The following is a 524-nucleotide window of genomic DNA, read 5'->3' on the forward strand; positions in this document are numbered from 1 at the left end:
GGCTTACCGAGGAAGACCGCGCCGACCTAACCGCCTATCTCGAGACCGTTGGCGCGGCAGACGAGCCCTATGAAGCCTTCGACACCGAGAACACCGCTTTCCGGCTGGCATTCGCCGAACTGACGACCTTCGCCTCGACAATCGATACGCTACTGCCGCGGCGGGACGCAGAGCATATCCTGCTGCTGACCGACACCGTGGCTGCGGACCTTTCGGCCGACGCCAGCACCATGTCGAACCTCCCCGCCCGGCCCGAGGTCTATGCGCTGGCCGAGCGGCTGGCCGCGGTCGGCGCCGCCGTCCGCGTGGAAGACTGGGAGGCCGCTGAAGCAAGCTGGACCGCGTTCAAGTCCGAAGCCGACGCAATCGAAGAGAGGGCATTCTGATGCCGGTCCATCTGACCCGTAGAACGATACTGACCTTGGTCGGCGCGGGCGCGGTGTCGCTGGCGACACCTCTCGCCGCGCAAGACGTAACCCTGCGGCTTGCCTTCATCCCGCAAGAGAACCCCGACAAGCTTCTGG

At 65.6% G+C, this 524-nt stretch carries 1 pseudogene; it reads left to right on the forward strand.

The features are described 5' to 3' along the window. Window positions 1–386 (forward strand): annotated as a pseudogene (locus A3764_RS23750) (cytochrome C); the annotation flags it as partial. Window positions 387–524 lie beyond the last annotated feature (138 nt).

The organism is Sulfitobacter sp. HI0129 (assembly GCF_001635395.1).
GTDB lineage: Bacteria > Pseudomonadota > Alphaproteobacteria > Rhodobacterales > Rhodobacteraceae > Sulfitobacter.